The sequence below is a fragment of the Streptomyces sp. NPDC126499 genome (assembly GCF_040302485.1).
Taxonomy (GTDB): domain Bacteria; phylum Actinomycetota; class Actinomycetes; order Streptomycetales; family Streptomycetaceae; genus Streptomyces.
On record NZ_JBEOUO010000013.1, the window covers coordinates 208,604 to 229,922 of the forward strand.

The following is a 21,319-nucleotide window of genomic DNA, read 5'->3' on the forward strand; positions in this document are numbered from 1 at the left end:
CTTTCTGTAGGGACCCGACAGTGACACCAGGACGCCACTGTCAGGGCCCGATTCTCCGTATCGCGGAAGGGACCGATAGGTTTTCGGCATACCAGACCGCTATCGAAAGGGTGATCCGTTGAGCCGCTCGGTTCTCGTCACCGGAGGAAACCGGGGCATCGGCCTCGCCATCGCCCGCGCGTTCGCCGAGGCGGGCGACAAGGTCGCGTTCACGTACCGGTCCGGCGAGCCGCCGGCCGCCCTGACCGACCTCGGCTGCCTGGCCGTCAAGTGCGACATCACCGACGCCGAGCAGGTGGAGCAGGCGTACAAGGAGATCGAGGAGAAGCACGGTCCGGTGGAGGTCCTCGTGGCCAACGCCGGCGTGACGAAGGACCAGCTCCTGATGCGCATGTCCGAGGAGGACTTCACGTCCGTCCTCGACACCAACCTCACCGGCACCTTCCGGGTCGTCAAGCGTGCCAACCGCGGCATGCTGCGCGCCAAGAAGGGCCGGGTCGTGCTGATCTCCTCGGTCGTCGGTCTGCTCGGCTCGGCGGGCCAGGCGAACTACGCCGCCTCGAAGGCCGGACTGGTCGGTTTCGCGCGATCCCTCGCCCGTGAGCTCGGCTCGCGCAACATCACCTTCAACGTCGTCGCGCCCGGTTTCGTCGCCACCGACATGACCGCGGTGCTCACCGACGAGCAGCGCGCCGGCATCGTGTCCCAGGTGCCGCTGGGCCGCTACGCGCAGCCCGAGGAGATCGCCGCCACGGTGAAGTTCCTCGCCTCGGACGACGCCTCGTACATCACTGGAGCCGTCATCCCGGTTGACGGCGGATTGGGCATGGGTCACTGATCACATGAGCGGAATTCTCGAGGGCAAGCGCATCCTGATCACCGGTGTGCTGATGGAGTCCTCCATCGCCTTCCACGCCGCGAAGCTGGCCCAGGAGCAGGGCGCGGAGATCATCCTCACCGCCTGGCCGCGGCCGACGCTGACCGAGCGCATCGCCAAGAAGCTGCCGCAGCCCGAGAAGGTCAAGGTCCTGGAGCTCGACGTCTCCAACGACGAGCACCTCGCGCGTCTGGAGGGCCAGGTCCGCGAGCACCTGGGCGACCGCCTCGACGGCATCGTGCACTCCATCGGTTTCGCCCCGCAGGACGCGCTCGGCGGCAACTTCCTGAACACGCCGTTCGAGTCCGTCGCCACCGCCATGCACGTCTCGGCCTTCTCCCTGAAGTCGCTGACCATGGCGCTGCTGCCGCTGATGAGCGAGGGCGGCGCGGTCGTCGGCCTCACCTTCGACGCGAAGTTCGCCTGGCCGCAGTACGACTGGATGGGCCCGGCCAAGGCCGCCCTGGAGGCCACGAACCGTTACATGGCGCGTGACCTCGGCAAGCAGAACATCCGCTGCAACCTGGTCTCGGCCGGCCCGCTCGGCTCGATGGCCGCCAAGTCCATCCCGGGCTTCTCCGAGCTGGCGAGCGTCTGGGACAGCCGCTCCCCGCTCGAGTGGGACCTGTCCGACCCGGAGCCGGCGGGCCGCGCGATCGTGGCGCTGCTCTCCGACTGGTTCCCGAAGACGACCGGCGAGATCGTCCACGTCGACGGCGGTCTGCACGCGATCGGCGCCTGACGCCGGAGCGGCCGTACGTGTGAAGGGGCCGGGTGCCCGCCTGTGGGGCGGCACCCGGCCCCTTCGCGTTTTCGCAACCCGGGGCCCGAGTCGAAAACTGGGCCGAATCACCTCAGACTGGGTCAGAGCACGATGTTCAGGGCGTGACGTTCCGGCTACTGCTCGGGGAGGAGGTACGGGCATGCGCGTGCTGCACCGCGGGGCCGCCGCCTTCGCCACGGCCGCCGCTCTCCTCGCCGGCATCGCCGTCGCCGCGGAGGTCCGCGCCGACCCCGCCCCGGTGGACGACTCCTCCTTCACCGAGACCGTCACGGCACCCGCCGCCGGGGAACGCGAGAACTTCGGCGCCTCGTGCGGCATCGTCGTGGAGGGCTCCCACGTCACGGCGTACTGCCGCAACCCCTATCCCGACACCGACCGGGTCCGGCTGCACGTCGAATGCGCCCGCTGGTGGGACCTCGACACCGACAGCGCTCCCGTCGCCGTGCCCCCGGCCGACTACGCCCAGGTGACCGGCCGCTGCTGGAAGGAGGTCCGCTCGGCCTGGATCACCCACGAGCCGGCGGGCCGCGGGTAGGGCCTGCCGTCCTCGGGTCAGGCCGTGCGAGCTCCGGTGTCCCGTTCCGGAGCCCGTCCCGGGTCCCGTTCCGGAGCCCGTCCCGGGTCCCTCAGGCACAGGAACGGATAGCTCGCCGCCTCCGCCGCCGCCCGCTCGGCGTCGCCCGCCCGGATCGCCTCCACCAGACGCGCGTGGTCCATGTGGTTCTCCGGCCGCAGCTCCCGCCCCACGTCCTCGCGCAGCCACTCGCGCAGCACGTGCCCCAGATCCGCGTACAGCTCGGTGAGCACCTCGTTGTGCGAGGCCACCACCACGGCGTGGTGGAAGGCCGCGTCCACCGTCACAAACTCCTCCGCGTCGCCCGACTCCCACGCCTCCTCGCGCTTGAGGAGCATGGCGTCCAGCTGCTTGAGGTCCCGGTCCGTGCGCCGCTGCGCCGCGAGCCGGGCCGCCGAGGACTCCAGCGTGGAGCGCAGCTCCGCGACGTGCCGCGGATCGGAGCCGGCGAACCTGCGGTGCATCACCCCGGCCAGCTCGCTCGTCGCCACCACATAGGTGCCCGAGCCCTGCCGGATGTCGAGCAGCCCGTTGTGCGCGAGCGCGCGGACCGCCTCCCGCACGGTGTTGCGGGCCACGCCCAGCTGCTCCACGAGCTCCGGCTCCGTCGGGATCCGTGACCCCACCGGCCACTCGCCGGAGGTGATCTGGTTCCGCAGCTCGGCGATCACCTGATCGGAGAGCCCGGTACGCCGGGGATGGCCGAGCGCCATGCTGCACCTGCCGTTCCGTTCGAAAGAGGCGAGAGATTGGTTCGAAATTGGACAACCAATCATCCCATGATTCTATGATGGGCTGCATGCCTGACGAGCAGCAGACCCTCGCACCCGCCACCCGGACGGCCCGCCCCGCCCGGGACGCCGCCGATTCTTCCGCACCCGCCCGGCCCGCCCGCTGGGTTACCCGGCTCGTCGTCGTCGGACTCGTCCTCGCCGCCCTCAACCTGCGCCCGGCCATCACCAGCCTCGGCGCCCTGCTCGAAGAGGTCAGCGCCGACCTCCACATGAGCGGCACCGTCGCCGGCGTCCTCACCTCCGTACCGCCGCTCTGCTTCGCCGTCTTCGGCATCGCCGCCCCGCGCCTCGCCCGCCGCTTCGGCCCCGCGGCCGTGGTCTGCGCCGGCATGGCCGCGATCCTCGCGGGCCTGCTGCTTCGGCCCTTCGCGGGCGGCACCGCGGGCTTCCTCGCCGCCAGCGCCCTGGCCCTCATGGGCATCGCGCTCAGCAACGTCCTCATGCCGGTCCTGGTCAAGAAGTACTTCCCGGACCGCGTCGGCAGCATGACCGGCCTCTATTCGATGGCCCTCGCCCTCGGCACCTCGCTGGCCGCCGCCGCCACCGTGCCGATGACCGCGGCCCTCGGCGGCGGCTGGCGCCTCGGCCTCGGCATCTGGGCGGCCCTCGCCGCCCTCGCCGTCCTGCCGTGGCTGCCGCTGCTGCGCGACCGCGCCGCGGACGGAGGCGCCGGGCGGGCCGTGGTTCCTGGCCAGGGCGCCGGGCGGCAGGACGGCGCCACGCGCGCGGGTGCCGCCGCCCCCGACACGCAGGCGGGTGCCGCCGTCCCCGACACGCGCGCGGGTGCCACCGCTCCCGCCCCCGCCACCGCCGCGCCGCGCATCACCCGCAGCCGCACGGCCTGGGCCCTCGCCGTCTTCTTCGGCCTCCAGGCCACCGGCGCGTACATCACCATGGGCTGGATGCCGCAGATCTTCCGCGACGCCGGCGTCCCCGCCTCCACCGCGGGCGTGCTCCTCGCCGTCACCATGGTCATGGGCGTGCCGCTCGCCTTCGTCATCCCCGGGCTCGCGTCCCGGATGCGCAACCAGGGCCCCATCGTCGTCGCCCTCGGCCTGTGCGGCCTCGGCGGCTACACCGGCCTCTACTTCGCGCCCGCCGCCGGCGCCTGGGCCTGGGCCCTGCTCCTCGGCGTCTCCAACTGCGCCTTCCCGCTCGCCCTCACCATGATCGGGATGCGCTCGCGCACCGGCACCGGCGTCGTGCGGCTCTCCGCCTTCGCCCAGAGCGTCGGCTACCTCATCTCCATCCCAGGGCCGCTGCTCGTCGGCGTCCTCTACCAGCACAGCGGCGGCTGGGGCCTGCCGATCGCCCTCATGGGCGGCCTGATGATCCCGCAGATGGTCGTCGGCAGCCTCGCGGGGCGGGACCGGACGGTCGAGGACGAATGCTGAGATGCGAGACTGTTCGCATGCCCGTACTCGAACCGAACCCCCCGAACGGCCAGAAGAAGCTCCTCATCGTCTTCGGCACGATGATCGGCATCACGGTCGTCATCGCCGTCATCGCCTCCCTCGCCTCTCCGTGAGCCGCCGGGGACGGGGCCGTCCCCCCGTCCCCTAGGGGGCGGGTGTCAGGGTGAAGTGGGTGGATCACCTGATGGGCCGGGGCCCGAGCACTCCGTACGTTGGGACGTGAAGCAGCGAGCACACGGATCCCGGCCCAGCCGGATCCCCTCCCACGGAGGCGGACATGACGGCGCGAGCCATGACGACGCGAACCCAGACCGGAGCCCGGAGCGACGTCCGCGCCGCCCGCGCCGTCCCGGCCGGCGTCGACACCCGACTGCCCTGGTGGGCACTGGCCCTCCCGGTCCTCGCGTTCGTCGCCCTCTTCCTCCTCATCACGGGACCGGGAGACGCCCACGCGGCGGGCGCCGACCCCGGAATCGGGGGCATCCTGGCACGGATCCAGCAAACCCTTCCTCTCTGAGCCGACCCGGGCCGATTCATGCGAAGCTGTGGTGCATGAGCGTCGACACACCCCGAAGGATCGTGCTCCTCCGACACGCCAAGGCGGACTGGCCCCAGACCTCAGACCACGAGCGCCCGCTCGCCGATCGCGGTCGCCAGGACGCCCCGGTGGCGGGCCGCAAGCTCGCCGACAGCGGCATCGGCTTCGACCTGGCCCTCGTCTCCACCGCCGTGCGGACCCGCGAGACGTGGAAGCTCGCCGCCGCCCAGCTGCCCGAGCGCCCCAAGACGGTGTACGAGGAGCGGCTGTACGAGGCCTCGCTCGGCGAGCTCATCGCCCTGGTCAACGAGACCCCCGACACGGTGGCCGACCTCCTGCTCGTCGGCCACAACCCCGGGATGCACGCACTGGCCGACGCCCTCGCCGGCGCCTCCGAGGGCGACGCGCTCGCCCGGATGAACCGCAGCGGTTTCCCCACCGCCGCCTTCGCCGTCGTCACCTTCGACGGCTCCTGGAAGTCCGTCGAGCACGGCATGGACGCCACCCTCGTCGACTTCTGGGCCCCGCACGCCTGAGTGAACGCGAAGGCCCGGCCGTCGGTCGACGGCCGGGCCCCTGTCGTACGCGCCCTCAAGGCGTTCCCGCGCCTCCAGGCGTCCGCTCACCCTCAAGGCGTCCGGGTTTCCCCAGGCGGCCGGGTGTCCTCAGGCTCCGGGTGTCTCCAGGCGTCCGCGCGCCTCACGTCGTACCCGTGCCTCACGTCGTACCCGTGCCTCAGTGCAGCAGGTCCTCCGCGCCGCCGTCCGCGGCCTCGACCTCCTCGCGGGTGATCCCGAGGAGGTAGAGCACCGTGTCCAGGAACGGCACGTTCACCGCCGTGTGCGCTGCCTCGCGCACCACCGGCTTGGCGTTGAACGCCACCCCGAGCCCGGCCGCGTTCAGCATGTCCAGGTCGTTGGCACCGTCACCGATCGCCACCGTCTGCGCCAGCGGCACCCCGGCCTCCGCCGCGAAGCGGCGCATCAGCCGCGCCTTGCCCGCCCGGTCCACGATCTCCCCGGTCACCCGGCCGGTGAGCTTGCCGTCGACGATCTCCAGGGTGTTCGCCTGGGCGAAGTCCAGCCCCAGCTTCTCCTTCAGATCATCGGTGACCTGCGTGAATCCGCCGGAGACGACACCCACCTGGTAGCCGAGCCGCTTGAGCGTACGGATCAGGGTGCGCGCCCCGGGCGTCAGCCGCACCTCCTCGCGGACCTTGTCGACCACGGACGCGTCCAGCCCGGCGAGCAGCTCCACCCGCGCGTGCAGGGACTGCTCGAAGTCCAGCTCGCCGCGCATCGCCGCCGCCGTCACCTCGGCGACCTTGTCCTCGCAGCCCGCGTGCGCCGCGAACAGCTCGATGACCTCGTCCTGGATCAGCGTCGAGTCGACGTCCATCACCACCAGCCGCTGGGCCCGGCGGTGCAGCCCGGCGGAGACCACGGCCACGTCGACGCCGATGGAGTGCGCCTCGGTGGCGAGCGCGGTGCGCAGCGCCTCCGTCGCACAGCCCGAGACGGCGAATTCGACGGCCGTCACCGGATACTTCGCGAGCCGGAAGATACGGTCGATGTTGCCGCCGCTCCCGGCGATCCTGGCCGCTATGGCCGCCGTCTGCTCGGCGGTCAGCGGGTGCCCGAGCACGGTGACGTGCGAGCGTCCCTCGCCGCGCGGACGGTTGTCGCCGGTGCCCGAGATGATCTCGGCCTGCAGCTTCATGGACTCCGCCCAGCTGTGCACGGTCGCCCGCAGCTCACCCTGGCTGGCGACGGTCGGCTCGGTGACGAGCGCGCACAGCACGAGGCGGCCGCGCGACACGACCTGCTCGATGTCCACGACGTCGACGGAGTAGGCGGCGAGGGTGTCGAAGAGTCCGGCGGTGATCCCGGGACGGTCCTTCCCGAAGATCTTGACGAGAAGAGTGGGCACGTCCGAGGCGGGGACGTCCGATGTCTGCGATGCGCTCATGGTTCTTCCACCGTATCGGGCACCGGGTGCCACCCGGTCCCCCGTCCCGCCTGACGGACACCCGCGTGGCCGCCTTGCTGTCCGGAAGGCCCGCCCTGTGCACGTACGCAAGCTCTTCACGCGGCCCGACTTTCGGATACGGGCCGGGGCCTGAAATAGTTCCCCAGGATGTTCACCATCCCTGGGCTCCCGACGACGGGGGTGCATCGGGGGACAAGTAGTGGGGCATGGAGTGCCAGAACTCGTACTGGAATTGAATGGAAGGACCTGGACCCTCGATCCGTCCAGGTCGTACACCCTGGGCCGTGACCCCCAGGGCGACCTGGTGATCGACGACGCCAGGGTCTCGTGGCGGCACGCCACCATCAGCTGGGGCGGCCGGAGTTGGGTCATCGAGGACCACGGCTCCACCAACGGCACGTTCGTACAGGGCCAGCGGGTCCACCAGGTGGAGATCGGCCCCGGCTCGGCCGTCCACCTCGGCAACGCCACCGACGGGCCGCGGCTGAACCTCGCCGCCGCCGGGGCTCCGGCCCAGCAGGCGGTCCCGCACCAGCAGGCGCAGCAGCCCGTGCAGCAGCCGGCCCACCAGGCCGCGCCGCACCAGGCCCCGCAGGCCGACTGGGCCGGCCACCAGGCCCCGCCGCAGCAGCACGCCCCGCAGCAGCAGGGCTGGCAGCAGCAGCCGCACCAGGCCCCGCCGCAGGCCCCGTTCCAGCAGCCGCAGCAGGCCCCGCAGGAGGTCTACGCGTCGAAGGTCCCGCACCAGCAGGCCGGCCCGCAGGGCGCGATGCCGATGCACGGCGACCGCAGCCCCACCACGTTCCACCAGCTGAACCTCGGCCGCGTCATGCGCATCGGCCGTGCGCTCGAGAACGAGCTGGTCGTCTCCGACCTCCAGGTCTCCCGCAACCACGCCGAGTTTCACGCGACGCCCGACGGCCGGTTCGAGATCCGCGACCTCGGCTCGCACAACGGCACGTACGTCAACGGTCAGCCGATCCCCAAGGGCGGCACCGTCCTCCTCGGCCCCAACGACATCGTCGGTGTCGGCCACTCGACCTTCCGGATCGTCGGCAACCAGCTCGAGGAGTTCGTCGACACCGGCGAGGTCTCCTTCTCGGCCCGCCACCTCACGGTGACCGTCGACGGCGGCAAGCAGATCCTCAAGGACGTCACCTTCGGCGTCCCCGAGAAGTCGCTCATCGGCGTCATCGGCCCCTCCGGCTCCGGCAAGTCGACCCTGCTCAAGGCGCTCACCGGCTACCGGCCCGCCGACCAGGGCGACGTCCTCTACGACAACCGCAGCCTCTACAAGCAGTTCGCCGAGCTGCGCCAGCGCATCGGTCTGGTCCCGCAGGACGACATCCTGCACAAGGAGCTGACCGTCCAGAAGGCCCTGCGCTACGCGGCCAAGCTCCGCTTCCCCGGCGACACCGCCGAGGCCGAGCGCGAGGCCCGGATCGGCGAGGTCCTGCGCGAGCTCAAGCTCGACATCCACAAGGAGAAGAAGGTCACCTCCCTCTCCGGTGGCCAGCGCAAGCGCGTCTCCGTCGCCCTGGAGCTGCTGACCAAGCCGTCGCTGATCTTCCTGGACGAGCCCACCTCCGGTCTCGACCCCGGCATGGACCGCGACGTCATGCAGCTGCTGCGCGGCCTCGCCGACGACGGCCGCACGGTCCTCGTGGTCACCCACTCGGTGGCCGAGCTGGGCCTGTGCGACAAGCTGCTCGTGATGGCGCCCGGCGGCTCGGTGGCGTACTTCGGCCCGCCGGACGAGGCGCTGAACTTCTTCGGCTACTCCACCTGGGCCGACGTCTTCTCCGCCTTCGAGAACTACCGCGACTACGACTGGGCGGGCCGCTGGAAGGGCTCGCAGCACTACCAGATGTACGCGGCCGAGATCGACGCCGTCGCCGCCCAGCCGGTCCAGATGCCGCAGCAGGCGCAGCAGGCGATGAGCAAGCCGCCCAAGCCGCAGGGCTGGGGCTCCCAGCTGTGGACCCTGATCCGCCGCTACGTATCGGTGATCGCCTCCGACAAGGGTTTCCTGGCCCTGATGGTGATCCTGCCGGCCGTCCTCGGCGCGGTCTCGGTGGTCATCCCGGCCGACTTCGGCCTCGGCCGGCCCACGCCGCCGTCCCGCTACAACGGCGACGCCGGCACGATCATGCTGATCCTCGCGGTCGGCATGTGCTTCTCGGGCGCCGCCAACTCCGTACGAGAACTGATCAAGGAACGGGTCATCTACGAGCGGGAGCGCGCCACCGGCCTGTCCCGCTCCGCGTACCTGATGTCCAAGGTCATCGTCCTCGGCCTGATCACCGCCTTCCAGGGCGTGATCATCTGCGGTATCGGCTTCTCCACCCGCGAGCTGCCCGAAGAGGGCCTGTTCATGCCGCCGGCCGTCGAGCTGTGCGTCCAGGTCATCGCGCTCGGCCTGACCTCGATGATGGTGGGCCTCGTCATCTCCTCGCTGGTGAAGACCGCCGAGAAGACCATGCCGCTGCTGGTCATGTTCGCGATCGTCCAGGTCGTCTTCACCGGCATCCTCTTCCAGGTGTACGGCTCGCCCGGCCTGGAGCAGTTCGCCTGGCTCATGCCGTCCCGCTGGGGCATCGCCGGCGCGGGCACCACGCTCGACCTGGCGCACCTGATGCCGCCGTGGGACCACAAGAACCCCGGCAACACCGACCCGCTGTGGGAGCACACGGTCGCCCAGTGGAGCATCGACCTCGGCATCCAGCTGCTGATGGCCGCGGTCTGCTGTGTCCTCGTGGCGCGGCTGCTGCGCCGCCACGAGCCGGAGGTCATGCGCAAGTAGCGGGGACCCGGCCCGTACGCCCGGTCCGTACGCACGCCAAGGGCGGCACCCCGCACGGGGTGCCGCCCTTCGGCATGTCCTGCGCGTCCCGGCCGCCGGCTCAGTACGCGCTGTTGACGTTGTCCATGGAGCCGTAGCGGTCGGCCGCGTAGTTGCAGGCCGCGACGATGTTGGCGACCGGGTCGTACTGGTCGAACTTGGTGCCCGGCACGTGGTAGGCCTTGAAGGTCGGGTAGATGACCTGGAGCAGGCCCTTCGAGGGGACGCCGTTGATGGCGTTGATGTCCCAGTTGTTGATGGCCCGGGGGTTACCGCTGGACTCCCGCATGATGTTGCGGTGGATGCCCTCGTAGGTGCCCGGGATGTTGTGCTTCTTCATGATGTGCAGCGCCTCGCGGATCCAGCCGTCGAGGTTGTTCGCGAAGACGGGCTTGCGGGCGGCGGCACGGCTCGCGGCGGCCTTCTCGGCAGCGCGCTTCTTCGCCGCGGCCTCGGCCTTCTTCTTCGCGGCGGCGGCCTTGGCGGCGGCCTCGGCCTTCTTCTTGGCCTCGGCGGCGGCCTTGGCCTTGGCGGCGGCCTCCTGCTTCGCCTTCAGGGCGAAGGCCGAGGTCTGCTCGTCCAGGCTGGCGGCCATGGCCTTGGCCTGCGGGCTGTTCGCGTCGTAGGACCACGCGACCTGCTGGGTGTTCGCGAGGGCCTGGGGCTCGACCTCGGCGGAAGCGTTGCCAGGGATGAGAGAGAAGCCGAGCGCCGCGGCGCTCAGAGCGGCGACGCCGGCGATCGTGGCCTTGTGGGTCTTCTTCAGACCACGACTGTGGCCAGGGGTGTTCGCAGACATGCAGGACTACCTCTTCGAATCGCTGGGGGGTCGCTCAGGCCGGGCGGCGCTACGCCTTGCTCGGCGGCGACGGACGCAATTCTTAGCGGCAGCAAAAACCCGTGGCAAAGGTGTGACGTACGATCCCCGGTAGTGGATCAGGGGCCTCGCAAGGGCGCGCACCGAGGGGTCCGCGACCAGGTGCCCCAGCGCTCATCTCGCCTTTACGTGTCCACTAGGGGGATTCGTACGTGACGTGGGTCCTATGCGCGGGCTCACATCGGTCACGTAACAACCTCACCGCATGTTGCGCCTGCAATGCGCACAGTGAGGCACCTCCTCCGGAGGGAGGAGAGACCGCCGACCGACCTCCTACGGGAGTCGCCCCCGCACCCCACCCGCGGTCTCACGGCACGGGCGGGCCTGTCCCGCCCCGGTCCCACCAGAGCCCCGCCGGCACCCGGCGCGGACAGGGCCCACCAGGGCTCCGCTGCCCCTGTCGGGGGCCCACCAGGACCCCCTCGCCTCGGCGTCCACCAGGGCTCCGCCGATCCCGGGCCCGGTCCCGCCAGGACCTCGCCGGCCCCCGGCCCGGCTCGGGTCCCACCAGGGCTCCGCCGCCCCGGCCCCGCCGCGGCCCCTCGGCCTAGGCCCGTGGTCCTAGCCCACCGCCGGCCCCGGGGGGATACGGACCGTCACACCCCGCCGGTACGGTGAGCGCATGAGCCATCGACCGAGCTCCGGCCTGGCCGCCGTGAGCAGCGCCCTGCTGGCGATGAACCGCCAGATGGAGGTCCGTGACGTCCTCAAGACGATCGTCGTCTCGGCCCGCGAGCTGCTCGACGCCGAGTACGCCGCGCTCGGCGTCCCGGACGACCACGGCGGCTTCGCCCAGTTCGTCGTCGACGGCGTCAGCGACGAGCAGTGGCGCGCCATCGGCCCGCTGCCCCGCCAGCACGGCATCCTCGCCTCCATGCTCCACAAGGCCGAGCCCGAGCGCCTCGACGACGTCCGCGAGGACCCCCGCTTCGAGGGCTGGCCCGACGCCCATCCCGAGCTGTCCGACTTCCTGGGCCTGCCGGTCCGCGACGGCGACGAGATCCTCGCCGCCCTCTTCCTCGCCAACAAGCGCTGCCCCATGCCGTCCGGCGGCTGCGGCTTCACCGCCGAGGACGAGGAGCTCCTGACCCTCCTCGCCCAGCACGCGGCCATCGCCCTCACCAACGCCCGGCTCTACGAGCGCAGCCGCGAGCTCACCATCGCCGAGGAGCGCTCCCGCCTCGCCCACGAGCTGCACGACGCCGTCAGCCAGAAGCTGTTCTCCCTCCGGCTCACCGCCCAGGCCGCCGCCGCCCTCGTCGACCGCGACCCCGCCCGCGCCAAGGGCGAGCTCCAGCAGGTCGCCGAGCTCGCCGCCGAGGCCGCCGACGAGCTGCGCGCCGCCGTCGTCGAGCTGCGCCCCGCCGCCCTCGACGAGGACGGCCTGGTCCATACCCTGCGCACCCAGGTCCAGGTCCTCGACCGCGCCCACACCGCCCGGGTCACCTTCGACAGCACCGGCGTCCGCGCGCTGCCCGCCGCCCACGAGGAGGCCATGCTCCGCGTCGCCCAGGAGGCCCTGCACAACGCGCTGCGCCACTCCGGCGCGGCCCGCGTCACCGTCTCCCTCAGCCGCAGCGGCCAGGGAGCACGGCTCACCGTCACCGACGACGGCCGGGGCTTCGACCCCGCCACGGTCCGCACCGCCGGCCGCCACCTCGGCCTGGTCTCCATGCGCGACCGCGCCGCCGGCGTCGGCGGCACGCTCACCGTCACATCGGCCCCGGGCCGGGGCACCACGATCGAGATGGAGGTTCCCGGTGGCTGACAAGCCCATCCGCGTCCTGCTCGTCGACGACCACCAGGTCGTCCGCCGCGGCCTGCGCACCTTCCTGGAGGTCCAGGACGACATAGAGGTCGTGGGGGAGGCCGCCGACGGCGCCGAGGGCGTCGCCGCCGCCGAGGAGCTGCGGCCCGACGTCGTCCTCATGGACGTCAAGATGCCCGGCACCGACGGCATCGAGGCCCTGCGCCGGCTGCGCGAGCTCGCCCATCCCGCCCGCGTCCTGATCGTCACCAGCTTCACCGAGCAGCGCACGGTCGTCCCCGCGCTGCGCGCCGGCGCGTGCGGCTACGTCTACAAGGACATCGACCCCGACGCCCTCGCCGGCGCCATCCGCTCCGTCCACGCCGGCCACGTGCTGCTCCAGCCCGAGGTGGCCGACGCGCTCCTCAGCCAGGAGGACCAGGGCGGCGGCACGGGCCGCGGCTCCTCGCTGACCGAGCGGGAGCGGGAGGTCCTCGGCCTGATCGCCGACGGCCGCTCCAACCGGGAGATCGCCCGGGCGCTGGTCCTGTCCGAGAAGACGGTGAAGACGCACGTCTCCAACATCCTCATGAAGCTGGACCTCGCGGACCGGACCCAGGCCGCGCTCTGGGCCGTACGGCACGGCCTCACCTCGTAGGCACGACCGTTCCCTTTTTCATACTGTCGGGTGGATGTCCCCCGTTCGGCGTAACGAACGGGGGGTGGCGGCGTTCTCCAGGGCGTGCTGCGGCGGACCGGCCGCAGCGATGACCAGGAGGATCCTGAAGTGAACAACCTCAAGAAGGCCGCTGCCCTCACCATGGTCGCCGGTGGCATCGTCGCCGCCGGCGCGGGCGTCGCCTCCGCCCACGGCGGCGCGCACGCCCACGGTCAGGCCCTCAACTCGCCGGGCGTCGTCTCCGGCAACCTGGTGCAGGTCCCGGTCCACGTCCCCGTGAACGTCTCCGGCAACACGGTCAACGTGATCGGCCTGCTCAACCCGGCCTTCGGCAACACGGCCGTCAACCACTGACGCCCCGCTGAACCACCGGCCCCTGGACGATCCCCCGGGGGCCGGTCCCCTTCTCGACACGGGGCCCGCACCGCTCGGCGCCGGGCGCCTCTCGGGCTTCGTCCCGCTGCGGTGGACTCCGTCCACCGGTGGTGGCGGGCGTCCGGGCGTGCCGGACCGTGGGAGCGGGAGGAACCGCGCCCGCCGGGCGGCCCCGGTGCGAGGCGGCGCCGGCGGGCGGCGTCAGACGCCCCGTTCGCGTTCCCGCTCCTCCACGTACGCGTTGTACGCCGCGACCTGCGCCCGGCGTGCCACCCGTTCCACCGGCCGCAGCGCCGCCCCCCGCGCCGCCATCTCGGCCGCGCTGACCGCGCCGCCGTGGCCGTGGTCGTAGGCCAGGTCGACGAGCAGGCCGATGCGCTGGGCCAGCTCCAGGACGCGGACCGCGCGCGGCGGGTAGCCGGGGGCCAGGACCTCGCGGCCGGGTTCGGCGCGGGCGCGGTAGGCGTCGCGGGCCGCTTCCGCCGCCGGGCCGCTGGCGGCGACGTCCAGGCGGGTCAGCACCGTGGTCGCCTCCCGCAGCGCCTCCGCCAGCTCCCGCTCCGCCTCGCCGAGCGACGGCACGTCCGCCGGCGGCGCCTCCCGCACGGTCAGACAGTGCCAGACGACCTCCACGTGCACATCACCCGCGGGCCCCGCCTCCGTCACCTCCGGCACCAGCCCGTACGGCGCGCCGAAGCCCACCACCGCCTCCTCCGCGTCCAGCGCCCGCGCGTTGAACTCCGGCGGACCGCTCAGCCCCAGCGGATGCCCCGGCGCGGGCAGCGCCACCCGCCACCCGGTCACCCCGAGCCGCCGCAGCCGCCCGAGCGCCAGCGTCAGGCCCACCGGCCCCGCCTCGCCCGGCAGCCCCTCCACGCGGTGCACCGCGTCCTCCCCGACAATCGCGAGCGCCGCATCGTCCGGCGACACCGCCCCGGCCAGCAGGGCATTGCCCCAGGCGGCCAGACGTCCTGAGCGTGGTTCCGAAAGCATGCCCCCCAGCGTAGGGACTCGTACGGGCCCCGAAGGCGCAAAGCAAGCCCTAAGGACCGGCCCGGCCCGCCGGTGGCGTAGGTTTTCCCTGGACGCCGCGCCCACAGGCGCAAGGCGACGACACGACTCGACCGCAAGGGGAGACAACGCGCTCATGAGCGATGTACTGGAGCTGGTGGACGTATCCGTGGTCCGCGACGGACGGGCTCTGGTGGACGAGGTCTCGTGGTCGGTCAAGGAGGGCGAGCGCTGGGTCATCCTCGGCCCCAACGGCGCGGGCAAGACCACCCTCCTCAACATCGCCTCCAGCTACCTCTTCCCCACCAAGGGCACGGCGACCGTCCTCGGCGAGCGCCTCGGCGGCGTCGGCACCGACGTCTTCGACCTCCGCCCCCGCATCGGCATGGCCGGCATCGCCATGGCGGAGAAGCTCCCCAAGGGCCAGACCGTCCTCCAGACCGTCCTCACCGCCGCCTACGGCATGACCGCCACCTGGCACGAGGACTACGACCCGGTCGACGAGGAGCGCGCCAAGGCCTTCCTCGACCGCCTCGGCATGACCGACTACCTGGACCGCAGGTTCGGCACCCTCTCCGAGGGCGAGCGCAAGCGCACCCTCATCGCCCGCGCGATGATGACCGACCCCGAGCTGCTGCTCCTCGACGAGCCCGCCGCCGGACTCGACCTCGGCGGCCGCGAGGACCTGGTCCGCCGCCTCGGCCGGCTCGCCCGCGACCCGTACGCGCCCTCCATGATCATGGTCACCCACCACGTCGAGGAGATCGCCCCCGGCTTCACCCACGTCCTGATGATCCGTCAGGGCAAGGTCCTCGCCGCAGGCCCCATGGAGACCGAGCTCACCTCCCGCAACCTCTCCCACTGCTTCGGCCTGCCGCTCGTCGTCGAGCACCTCGGCGACCGCTACACCGCGCAGGGCCTGCCGCTGAAGTGACGGCAGGGGCGTCGTGACCGCACAGCACCGCGCCCCCCGCCCGGCCCCCTCCGGCCCCCGTACCCTCCGCCCTCCGGCACCCTGTCCCGGACCGCCCCACCGCCCTACCATGCCCATGTGGACATCGACGCATGGATCTGGTGGCTGATCGCCGCGGTGGGGCTCGGCATTCCCCTCGTGCTCACCGCGATGCCCGAGTTCGGCATGCTGTCCGTCGGCGCGGTCGCCGGAGCCGTGACCGCCGCCCTCGGCTTCGGCGTCGTCGCCCAAGTGGTCGTCTTCGCGGTGGTCTCCGTGGCCCTCATCGCGGTGGTACGCCCCATCGCGGCCCGGCACCGCGACGGCCGCCCGGGACACGCCACCGGCGTGGACGCCCTGAGAGGCCGTCAGGCCGTCGTCCTGGAACGGGTCGACGGCAACGGAGGCCGCATCAAGCTGGCCGGCGAGATCTGGTCCGCCCGCGCCCTCGACTCCGGCCAGAGCTTCGAGGCGGGCGAACAGGTCGACGTCGTCGACATCGACGGGGCGACCGCCGTGGTCATGTGACCGACCGTCACCCGGCCGACCCGCGCCGCCGCCTGACCGACCGTCGAACGCCCTCCCGGGGGCCGGCAGCCGACCGGAGTCGACCGGCACCGGGCCGATCACCGTCTGACCGAACCTCGCCCATGACCCTCCCGCGTCTGGGAGACTCGATCATCACGATCATCATCTGGTGAACAACCGGCAGCGAAGGGCACAGGGAACACGATGTCAGCAGTCATCATCGTCCTGATCATTCTGGTGGTGCTTGTCTTCATCGCCCTGATCAAGACGATCCAGGTCATCCCGCAGGCCAGCGCCGCCATCGTGGAACGCTTCGGCCGCTACACCCGCACCCTCAACGCCGGACTGAACATCGTCGTCCCGTTCATCGACCGCATCCGCAACCGGATCGACCTGCGCGAACAGGTCGTCCCCTTCCCGCCCCAGCCGGTCATCACCCAGGACAACCTGGTCGTCAACATCGACACCGTCATCTACTACCAGGTGACCGACGCCCGCGCCGCCACCTACGAGGTCGCCAGCTACATCCAGGCCATCGAGCAGCTCACCGTCACCACCCTGCGCAACATCATCGGCGGCATGGACCTGGAGCGGACCCTCACCTCCCGCGAGGAGATCAACGCCGCCCTGCGCGGAGTCCTCGACGAGGCCACCGGCAAGTGGGGCATCCGCGTCAACCGCGTCGAGCTCAAGGCCATCGAGCCGCCCACCTCCATCCAGGACTCGATGGAGAAGCAGATGCGCGCCGACCGCGACAAGCGCGCTGCCATCCTCACCGCCGAGGGCATCCGCCAGTCCCAGATCCTCACCGCCGAGGGCGAGAAGCAGTCCGCGATCCTCCGCGCCGAAGGCGAGGCCAAGGCCGCCGCCCTCAAGGCCGAGGGCGAGGCCCAGGCCGTCCGTACGGTCTTCGAGGCCATCCACGCCGGCGACCCCGACCAGAAGCTGCTCTCCTACCAGTACCTCCAGATGCTCCCGAAGATCGCCGAGGGCGACGCCAACAAGCTCTGGATCGTGCCCAGCGAGATCGGCGACGCCCTCAAGGGCCTCTCCGGCGCCTTCGGCAACGTCGCCCCCGGCGTTCCCGGCTTCAACACCAAGGGCAACGGCACGGGCAGCGGCCCCGAGCGCCGCGAGGAGCCCCCGGTCGACTGACGGCCGCCGCCCCGGACCCCCCACCCGGTTCCGGACAGGTTCCACCACCGAAGATGACTGACACGTACACGTAATCTCGGGCATGATCGTTGACGAGCCCCTCGACTCCGACCGACAGGCGGGGCGGGGAGGCGACTCACCGAACCCATAAGGAGATGGCTTTGTCCATCTGGGAAATGCTCGCGGTCTTCGCGGCCGGCACCGCCGCCGGCGCCATCAACACCATCGTCGGATCGGGAACGCTCATCACGTTCCCGGTCCTGCTCGCCACCGGCCTCCCGCCGATCACCGCGAACGTGTCCAACGCCCTCGGCCTCGTCCCCGGTTCCATCAGCGGCGCCATCGGCTACCGCAGCGAACTCAAGGGCCAGACCACCCGCGTCCTCCGCCTCGGCGGCGCCGCCCTCCTCGGCGGACTCGCCGGCGCCGTCCTGCTGCTCGCCCTGCCCTCCGAGGCCTTCGACGCCATCGTCCCCGTCCTCATCGGCATCGCCCTGATCCTCGTCCTCCTCCAGCCCCGCATCTCGGCCGCCGTCCGGCGCCGCCGCGAGGCCAACGGCACCACCGCCCACCCCCACGGCGGCACCGCCCTCCTCATCGGCCTCTTCCTCGCCAGCATCTACGGCGGCTACTTCGGCGCCGCCCAAGGCGTCCTCTACATCTCCCTCATGGGCCTGCTGCTCCACGACACCCTGCAGCGCATCAACGCCGTCAAGAACATCCTCGGCGCCGTCGTCAACGGCATCGCCGCCGTCTTCTTCCTCTTCGTCGCCGACTTCGACTGGACCGCCGTCGTCCTCATCGCCGTCGGCTCCACCATCGGCGGCCAGATCGGCGCCAAGGTCGGCAAGCGCCTGCCCCCCACCGTCCTGCGCGGAGTCATCATCGCCGTCGGCATCGTCGCCATCCTCCAGCTCACCCTGAAATGACGGCGGGGCCCGCCCCCGAACAGGGACGGGCCCCCACGACACACACCAGTCCTACGCGGCCTGCCCGGCCAGCCAGTCGGGCAGCTCCGACCGCTCGGCCGCCCGCAGCGCCAACAGCATCGCGTCCGCCGGCGTCGGCACGAACGGCTGGTGCAACAGCGGCATCCCCGCCTGCTCCGGCGTCCGGTCCGCCTTACGGTGATTGTCCTCCGCACACGAGGCCACCGTGTTCAGCCAGTTGTCCCCGCCCCCCTGCGCCCGCGGCACCACGTGGTCCACCGTCGTCGCACGCCTCCCGCAGTACGCGCACCGGTGCTGGTCCCTGACCAGCACACCCCGCCTCGACCACGGCGCCTGTCTTCGGAACGGCACCCGCACGTACCTGCACAGCCTGATCACCCGCGGCACCGGCATGTCCACGGCAGCCGCCCGCACACGCAGACCGGGGTGCTCCTGCTCCACGACGGCCTTGTCCTGCAGGACAAGCACCACCGCACGGTTGAGTGTGACCGTCGAAAGCGGCTCGAAGCTCGCGTTCAGAACCAGCGTGTCCCGCATGTGCCCACCTCCCGTGTGCCGGCCCACCCCCGCGGCGGGCTTGGATCAACTCTGGCCGGGCGCGCCGGGTAGGACAACGCAATATCCGCGCAAAGAAAGATGCCCGCTTCTGATCTCTCCAAGACCAGAAGCGGGCAAACAACAAACGAACGCTGAGCCCTAGGCGGGGTTCTCGTACTCCGCCACCAGCTGCGCACGCCCCAACGTGTGGAAACGCAGGTTGAAGCCGACCGCGGCCGGCGACGCGTCGGAGTCCGGACCGAGCTTCTCCTGATCCACCGCGTACACCGTGAAGACATACCGGTGCGGACCGTCCCCCTTCGGCGGCGCCGCCCCGCCGAAGTCCTTCGACCCGTAGTCGTTACGGGCGTGCACGGCACCCGCCGGCAGCCCCTCGAACGACCCCGAACCGGCACCCGCCGGCAGCTCCGTCACCGACGCCGGGATGTCGAACAGCACCCAGTGCCAGAACCCGCTGCCCGTCGGCGCGTCCGGATCGAAGCAGGTCACCGCGAAGCTCTTCGTCTCCGCCGGGAAACCCTCCCAGCGCAGCTGCGGCGAGGTGTTCCCCTCCGCGTACACCTGAGCGTCCTTCAGGAACCCACCCTGCTCGACGTCCTCGCTCACCACCGTGAACGACGGCACCGCCGGGTGGAAGTCGTGCGGGAGCGGCGCCCTCTTGGCCTCGGTCACCTTGAACCTCCGAATCGCGATCGCACATCGGCCTTACGGGCCGAGCCTAGAGCCACCCCTAGAGCCAGTTGCGACGCCCACCGACCTCGGCGAGCCACTGGTTCAGATACGCCGCCCAGTCGGTGGTGTGGAAGTCGTCCAGGCCCACCTTGAACGCCCGGAACGAGTCGCTGCCCTCGGTGAACAGACCCGGCTTCTTGTCCATCTCCAGGACGACGTCCATCTCCCGGTCGTCCGCGACGAAGCTGACCTCGACCTGGTTCAGACCCCGGTACTGCTGCGGCGCGAAGAACTCGATCTCCTGGTAGAACGGCAGCTTCTGCCGCGTCCCGCGGATGTGACCGCGCTCCATGTCCGCGCTCTTGAAGCGGAAGCCCAGCTGGACGAACGCGTCCAGGATCGCCTGCTGCGCCGGCAGCGGGTGCACGTTGATCGGGTCCAGATCACCCGAGTCGACCGCACGGGCGATCTCCAGCTCGGTGGTCACCCCGATGTTCATTCCGTGCAGCCGCTGACCCGCGATCGTGGTGACCGGCGTCTCCCACGGGATCTCCAGACCGAACGGCACCACGTGCACCGCGCCGGCCTGCACCTCGAAGGCCCCACCGAGCCGCACCTTCAGGAACTCGATGTCCTGCTTGTGCTCCTGGTCGCCGCCCTCGACCTCCACGCGCGCCTGCAGCCCGACGGAAAGCCCCTCGATCTGCTGCGCGACCGAACCGCCCTGGATGCGCACCTCGCCCTGGACGACACCGCCCGGGACGACGTTCTCCTCGGTGAGCACGGTCTCCACCGACGCCCCACCGGCTCCCAGGCTCGCCAGCAGCTTCTTGAACCCCATGTCGTGCGTCCTCTCCTTGTCGTCCTGACCCCTACATACGCGCCACGAAGCTATCGGGTTCCCCGTACCCTCGGACGCCATGAGCGAGAGCCCCGACCGTACGCCGCTCCCGCGGAGCTTCTTCGACCGCCCCGTCCTGGAGGTCGCCCCCGACCTCCTCGGCCGCACCCTGGTCCGCAACACCGCGGCCGGCCGCATCGAGCTACGCCTCACCGAGGTGGAGGCGTACGCCGGCGCGGTCGACCCCGGATCCCACGCTTTCCGCGGCCGCACCGCGCGCAACGCCGTCATGTTCGGCCCGCCCGGTCACGCGTACGTCTACTTCACCTACGGCATGTGGCACTGCCTGAACCTGGTGTGCGGCCCCGAGGGAGAGGCGAGCGGAGTCCTGCTGCGCGCGGGGGAGATCCTCACGGGTGCGGAACAGGCCAGAAAGCGTCGACTCTCGGCCCGATACGACTCCGAGCTGGCGAAGGGCCCGGCCCGCCTGGCCACCGCCCTCGACGTCGCCCTCTCCCTGAACGGCGCCGACGCCTGTGGGGACCCCGACGCCCCTCTCTCCCTCCTCATGGGCACACCGCCTTCCGAGGACCTCATCCGCAACGGCCCCCGCACCGGAGTCGGCGGCGAGGGCGCCCCCCACCCCTGGCGCTTCTGGATCGACGGCGACCGCACGGTCAGCCCCTACCGGGCGCATGTGCCTCGCAAGCGATCGACCGGGCGGAGCGGGCAGACCTCACGGGTCTGACGGCTCTGACGGCTCTGACGAGGGAGGCTTGACTCGGCAGCGGCGGATGCGTAATGTAGCCCGAGCCGTTGGAGCTGGGCAGTGCTTACGCAAGCACCCAGGCAGGCGGCCATCCACTCTTACAACGAATCCCGACGGGGCTGTTTTGGCGTTGCCGAAATCTGTTCCAAAGGCTCGATTATGAGCCGCCCGGGAAATCCGCTAAAGTAGTGGACACGCCGGAAGGGCCCGAAAAGACGAAAGTCGATTTGGACCCGGAAAGCACCGAGGAAATTGGATCGGAAAGATCTGATAGAGTCGGAAACGAAGGAAGCGCCCGGAGGAAAGCCCGCGAGGGTGAGTACGAAGGAAGCGTCCGCACCTTGAGAACTCAACAGCGTGCCAAAAATCAACGCCAGATTAGTTGATACCCC

The 21,319-nt window shown here is 71.2% G+C and carries 23 protein-coding genes; 16 read left to right on the forward strand and 7 right to left on the reverse strand.

Annotated elements, in window-relative coordinates; translation table 11 throughout:
• Window positions 1-118 precede the first annotated feature (118 nt).
• The 3 genes from fabG (at window position 119) to ABTZ91_RS21225 (ending at window position 2,196) form a co-directional block, all read left to right on the forward strand.
• The gene (gene fabG / locus ABTZ91_RS21215; protein WP_352078729.1) at window positions 119-838 is read left to right on the forward strand and encodes a 3-oxoacyl-[acyl-carrier-protein] reductase; all 720 of its coding nucleotides are present in this window, start codon (window positions 119-121) and stop codon (window positions 836-838) included.
• 4 nt (window positions 839-842) lie between these two features.
• Entirely contained in the window at window positions 843-1,619 is a 777-nt protein-coding gene (gene fabI, locus ABTZ91_RS21220; RefSeq protein ID WP_352078730.1) for an enoyl-ACP reductase FabI, read from the forward strand.
• A 181-nt stretch (window positions 1,620-1,800) separates the two neighbouring features.
• Complete coding sequence (locus ABTZ91_RS21225) at window positions 1,801-2,196, forward strand: hypothetical protein (protein WP_352078731.1); 396 nt, start codon at window positions 1,801-1,803, stop codon at window positions 2,194-2,196.
• Between the two features lie 17 nt (window positions 2,197-2,213).
• On the opposite strand, the gene ABTZ91_RS21230 is transcribed toward ABTZ91_RS21225, so the two are convergent.
• Window positions 2,214-2,948, reverse strand: a complete 735-nt coding sequence (locus tag ABTZ91_RS21230; RefSeq protein WP_352078732.1) for a FadR/GntR family transcriptional regulator — start codon at window positions 2,946-2,948, stop codon at window positions 2,214-2,216.
• Between the two features lie 86 nt (window positions 2,949-3,034).
• Between ABTZ91_RS21230 and ABTZ91_RS21235 the strand changes: the two genes are divergently transcribed.
• The 4 genes from ABTZ91_RS21235 (at window position 3,035) to ABTZ91_RS21250 (ending at window position 5,518) form a co-directional block, all read left to right on the forward strand.
• Window positions 3,035-4,423: an MFS transporter gene (locus ABTZ91_RS21235; RefSeq protein WP_352078733.1), complete on the forward strand. Its 1,389-nt coding sequence runs from the start codon at window positions 3,035-3,037 to the stop codon at window positions 4,421-4,423.
• Window positions 4,424-4,440: 17 nt separating this feature from the next.
• Complete coding sequence (locus ABTZ91_RS21240) at window positions 4,441-4,557, forward strand: SGM_5486 family transporter-associated protein (RefSeq protein WP_345489730.1); 117 nt, start codon at window positions 4,441-4,443, stop codon at window positions 4,555-4,557.
• A gap of 179 nt (window positions 4,558-4,736) precedes the next feature.
• Complete coding sequence (locus ABTZ91_RS21245) at window positions 4,737-4,961, forward strand: hypothetical protein (RefSeq protein WP_352078734.1); 225 nt, start codon at window positions 4,737-4,739, stop codon at window positions 4,959-4,961.
• 35 nt (window positions 4,962-4,996) lie between these two features.
• Window positions 4,997-5,518, forward strand: a complete 522-nt coding sequence (locus ABTZ91_RS21250) for a histidine phosphatase family protein (protein WP_352078735.1) — start codon at window positions 4,997-4,999, stop codon at window positions 5,516-5,518.
• Window positions 5,519-5,717: 199 nt separating this feature from the next.
• On the opposite strand, the gene serB is transcribed toward ABTZ91_RS21250, so the two are convergent.
• Window positions 5,718-6,950 carry a phosphoserine phosphatase SerB gene (gene serB, locus ABTZ91_RS21255; protein WP_352078736.1) on the reverse strand — a complete coding sequence of 411 codons (1,233 nt, stop codon included), beginning with the start codon at window positions 6,948-6,950 and terminating at the stop codon, window positions 5,718-5,720.
• Window positions 6,951-7,170: 220 nt separating this feature from the next.
• Here serB and ABTZ91_RS21260 point away from each other — a divergent pair, with 220 nt between their 5' ends.
• Complete coding sequence (locus ABTZ91_RS21260; protein ID WP_352078737.1) at window positions 7,171-9,774, forward strand: FHA domain-containing protein; 2,604 nt, start codon at window positions 7,171-7,173, stop codon at window positions 9,772-9,774.
• Window positions 9,775-9,874: 100 nt separating this feature from the next.
• Here the strand turns inward: ABTZ91_RS21260 and ABTZ91_RS21265 are convergent, their stop codons facing one another.
• Window positions 9,875-10,612 carry a transglycosylase SLT domain-containing protein gene (locus ABTZ91_RS21265; RefSeq protein WP_352078738.1) on the reverse strand — a complete coding sequence of 246 codons (738 nt, stop codon included), beginning with the start codon at window positions 10,610-10,612 and terminating at the stop codon, window positions 9,875-9,877.
• Between the two features lie 700 nt (window positions 10,613-11,312).
• Between ABTZ91_RS21265 and ABTZ91_RS21270 the strand changes: the two genes are divergently transcribed.
• From ABTZ91_RS21270 to ABTZ91_RS21280, 3 genes are all read left to right on the forward strand, one after another.
• Entirely contained in the window at window positions 11,313-12,458 is a 1,146-nt protein-coding gene (locus tag ABTZ91_RS21270) for a GAF domain-containing sensor histidine kinase (protein ID WP_352078739.1), read from the forward strand.
• Complete coding sequence (locus ABTZ91_RS21275; protein WP_352078740.1) at window positions 12,451-13,095, forward strand: response regulator transcription factor; 645 nt, start codon at window positions 12,451-12,453, stop codon at window positions 13,093-13,095. Before ABTZ91_RS21270 ends, ABTZ91_RS21275 begins: the two co-directional genes overlap by 8 nt.
• A gap of 129 nt (window positions 13,096-13,224) precedes the next feature.
• Window positions 13,225-13,470, forward strand: a complete 246-nt coding sequence (locus tag ABTZ91_RS21280; RefSeq protein WP_352078741.1) for a chaplin — start codon at window positions 13,225-13,227, stop codon at window positions 13,468-13,470.
• A 222-nt stretch (window positions 13,471-13,692) separates the two neighbouring features.
• Here the strand turns inward: ABTZ91_RS21280 and ABTZ91_RS21285 are convergent, their stop codons facing one another.
• The gene (locus ABTZ91_RS21285) at window positions 13,693-14,484 is read right to left on the reverse strand and encodes a hypothetical protein (RefSeq protein WP_352078742.1); all 792 of its coding nucleotides are present in this window, start codon (window positions 14,482-14,484) and stop codon (window positions 13,693-13,695) included.
• Window positions 14,485-14,638: 154 nt separating this feature from the next.
• Here ABTZ91_RS21285 and ABTZ91_RS21290 point away from each other — a divergent pair, with 154 nt between their 5' ends.
• The 4 genes from ABTZ91_RS21290 to ABTZ91_RS21305 all read left to right on the forward strand — a co-directional run bounded on the left by ABTZ91_RS21290 (window position 14,639) and on the right by ABTZ91_RS21305 (window position 18,066).
• Complete coding sequence (locus tag ABTZ91_RS21290; RefSeq protein WP_352078743.1) at window positions 14,639-15,436, forward strand: ABC transporter ATP-binding protein; 798 nt, start codon at window positions 14,639-14,641, stop codon at window positions 15,434-15,436.
• Between the two features lie 117 nt (window positions 15,437-15,553).
• Window positions 15,554-15,982 (forward strand): NfeD family protein, encoded by a 429-nt coding sequence (locus ABTZ91_RS21295; protein ID WP_352078744.1) that lies wholly within the window; start codon window positions 15,554-15,556, stop codon window positions 15,980-15,982.
• A 204-nt stretch (window positions 15,983-16,186) separates the two neighbouring features.
• Complete coding sequence (locus ABTZ91_RS21300; RefSeq protein WP_352078745.1) at window positions 16,187-17,137, forward strand: SPFH domain-containing protein; 951 nt, start codon at window positions 16,187-16,189, stop codon at window positions 17,135-17,137.
• 155 nt (window positions 17,138-17,292) lie between these two features.
• On the forward strand, window positions 17,293-18,066 hold the full coding sequence (locus ABTZ91_RS21305) for a sulfite exporter TauE/SafE family protein (protein ID WP_352078746.1): 774 nt from the start codon (window positions 17,293-17,295) through the stop codon (window positions 18,064-18,066).
• A 51-nt stretch (window positions 18,067-18,117) separates the two neighbouring features.
• Here ABTZ91_RS21305 and ABTZ91_RS21310 read toward each other — a convergent pair whose 3' ends face one another.
• The 3 genes from ABTZ91_RS21310 to ABTZ91_RS21320 all read right to left on the reverse strand — a co-directional run bounded on the left by ABTZ91_RS21310 (window position 18,118) and on the right by ABTZ91_RS21320 (window position 20,158).
• Window positions 18,118-18,624, reverse strand: a complete 507-nt coding sequence (locus ABTZ91_RS21310; RefSeq protein ID WP_352078747.1) for an HNH endonuclease — start codon at window positions 18,622-18,624, stop codon at window positions 18,118-18,120.
• 159 nt (window positions 18,625-18,783) lie between these two features.
• Window positions 18,784-19,317: a YbhB/YbcL family Raf kinase inhibitor-like protein gene (locus ABTZ91_RS21315; protein WP_352078748.1), complete on the reverse strand. Its 534-nt coding sequence runs from the start codon at window positions 19,315-19,317 to the stop codon at window positions 18,784-18,786.
• A gap of 58 nt (window positions 19,318-19,375) precedes the next feature.
• Window positions 19,376-20,158 carry a sporulation protein gene (locus ABTZ91_RS21320; protein ID WP_352078749.1) on the reverse strand — a complete coding sequence of 261 codons (783 nt, stop codon included), beginning with the start codon at window positions 20,156-20,158 and terminating at the stop codon, window positions 19,376-19,378.
• Between the two features lie 79 nt (window positions 20,159-20,237).
• On the opposite strand from ABTZ91_RS21320, the gene ABTZ91_RS21325 reads away from it, so the two are divergent.
• A complete protein-coding gene (locus ABTZ91_RS21325; protein WP_352078750.1) occupies window positions 20,238-20,906 on the forward strand; it encodes a DNA-3-methyladenine glycosylase in 669 nt (222 codons plus the stop codon).
• Window positions 20,907-21,319: the final 413 nt, after the last annotated feature.